The organism is uncultured Methylobacterium sp. (assembly GCF_964242245.1).
GTDB lineage: Bacteria > Pseudomonadota > Alphaproteobacteria > Rhizobiales > Beijerinckiaceae > Methylobacterium.
Map to the genome: position 1 here is coordinate 1 of NZ_CAXTBY010000230.1, position 2,023 is coordinate 2,023.

Below are 2,023 nucleotides of genomic sequence, written 5' to 3' on the forward strand. Positions count from 1 at the left end.
AGCGCCGCCACGAGGAATTCGAGGGCGGTCAGCGCGATCGTCAGGAACAGCGGGAGGGGCGATAGCACGCTCCAAGCGCCGGCGGAAAGCAGGCCCACGACGAAGAACGCGAAGATTTTCATGGCGATGTGGCCGGCGAGCACGTTGGCAAACAGTCGGACCGACAGGCTGATCGGGCGCGAGATGAACGAGATGACCTCGATCGGCACCAGCAGCGCCAGCAGGGGCTTGGGCACGCCGGACGGCACGAACAGGCCGAAGAAGTGCGCGCCGTGCTTCATCACGCCGTAGATCACCACGACCGAGATCACCAGGGCGGCGAGCCCGAAGGTCACGACGAGGTGGCTAGTCACCGCGAAGGCGTAGGGGATCATGCCGAACAGGTTCAGGATCAGCACGAACATGAACAGCGAGAACACCAGCGGCATGAAGCGCCGGCCGCCGTCGCCGGTGGCCTGATGCAGCGTGTCGGCGATGAACTCGTAGAAGATCTCGGCCAGGGACTGCATGCGGCCCGGAACCACGGACCGGCTCGAGGTCGCGACGATGGTGAGCAGCGCGATGATGCCGACGGCGGCGAACATGTAGAGCGCCGACTGAGTGAACGCGAGTTCCTGGTTGCCGAGATGCCCGAACGGCAGGATCGATTTGAGCTCGAACTGATGGATCGGGTCCGGTCGCAACGCGACCTGATGAACCGGCTCGATGCTGCCCGCCATGCCTCTATCCGCCCTCAGGTAACGTGGCCGGCGGCCTGAATGGCCGGACCGGTCCGTGGTCGAAAATTCCGGCCGCCCTCACGGATCGCGCGGCGCGTCCCGGCCGGAACGGGGCCCGGCGAAACCGGAAGCCCGCATCACGTTGAAGACGCCCGCGACGAAGCCCAGCATCAGGAGGACGATCAGCCCCCAGGGTTTCGTCCCGAGCATCCGATCGAAGATCCAGCCGAGCACGCCCCCCGCGATCACGCCCGCGACGAACTCCGTGGAGAGCGTCATCGCCTGCCCGAGGGAGGACGGGCTTCCGGACGACCCTGAACGCGACGAAGGGGCGGGAGAGGCCGGCGGCCGCTTCCGTTCGATCTGCGTCTCGAGACGTCGGAGCCTCGCGGAGAGTTCGCTATCGGGCGACGAAGCCGGTCCTTTGCCTCCCTCGTCCCTTGCGTCGTTGCCGCTCACGGCGAGGACTCACAATCGGCGAGAGGCTGGAGAACCGGCTCGAATGCCCCCTTCAAGCGCGGCGCACCATAGTTTCGCCCTCCCAGGGTGTCAAGGCAGCAAGCGCCAAGCTTAAACCATTCCAGACATTGCGAAAAACCGGGTTCGCGCGGACCCTCGCGCGAGGCGGCCGCGTCGGGTGGCGGGCGGCACGATCAGGCGCCCAGGATCGGCTTGATCACCTTCTCCAGGCCCTCGACCGTCATCTCGCCGGTGTAGCGCTCGCCGTTGATGAAGAAGGTCGGCGTCGAGTCGACCTTGAAGGTGTCGAGCCCGCGGCTCTTCACGGCGTTGACGGCGGCGTAGAGCTTCTGGTCCTTGAGGCAGGCCTCGAACTTCTCCTTCGAGAACCCGGCTTGGCGCAGCATCTGCTCCAGGGCGTCGACGGGCTTCTGCGTGAAGGCCCAGGCCGGCTGCTGGTCGAACAGCAGGTCGGTGATCGGATAGTACTTCGCGTCGCCGTCGCAGCGCGCCAGCATGAAGGCGGCGGTCGCCAGGGGGTCGAGGGGGAACTCGCGCAGGGTGAAGCGCACCTTGCCGGCGTCGATGTAGCGCTCCTTCAGGGTCGGGTAGGTGGCGCGGTGGAAGGCGGCGCAATGCGAGCAGGTCATCGAGGCGTACTCGATGACCGTGACCTTGGCGTCCTTGGGCCCGAGCCAGACGTCGCCGAGGGGGCCCGGCTGCATCAGGCCCTCGACCGGCACGCCCTCGGCGAGAGCCGCGAGCGAGAATTTCGGAAGGATGAGGCCCGCGCCGATGGCGAGGCCCGTGGCTTTCAAAGCGTCGCGCCGGGTGATCATGGCCGT

General features: G+C 66.7%; 3 protein-coding genes. All 3 read right to left on the reverse strand.

The genetic code is table 11. From position 1 onward, the window contains the following. The coding region (locus tag ACFE8Y_RS21750) for a F0F1 ATP synthase subunit A (protein WP_375466440.1) at nt 1-719 on the reverse strand (719 nt) is incomplete at its 3' end. 78 nt (nt 720-797) lie between these two features. Beyond that, nucleotides 798-1,178: an AtpZ/AtpI family protein gene (locus ACFE8Y_RS21755; RefSeq protein WP_375466441.1), complete on the reverse strand. Its 381-nt coding sequence runs from the start codon at nt 1,176-1,178 to the stop codon at nt 798-800. 194 nt (nt 1,179-1,372) lie between these two features. Next, nucleotides 1,373-2,017, reverse strand: a complete 645-nt coding sequence (locus ACFE8Y_RS21760) for a DsbA family protein (RefSeq protein WP_375466442.1) — start codon at nt 2,015-2,017, stop codon at nt 1,373-1,375. Between the last annotated feature and the right edge of the window lie 6 nt (nt 2,018-2,023).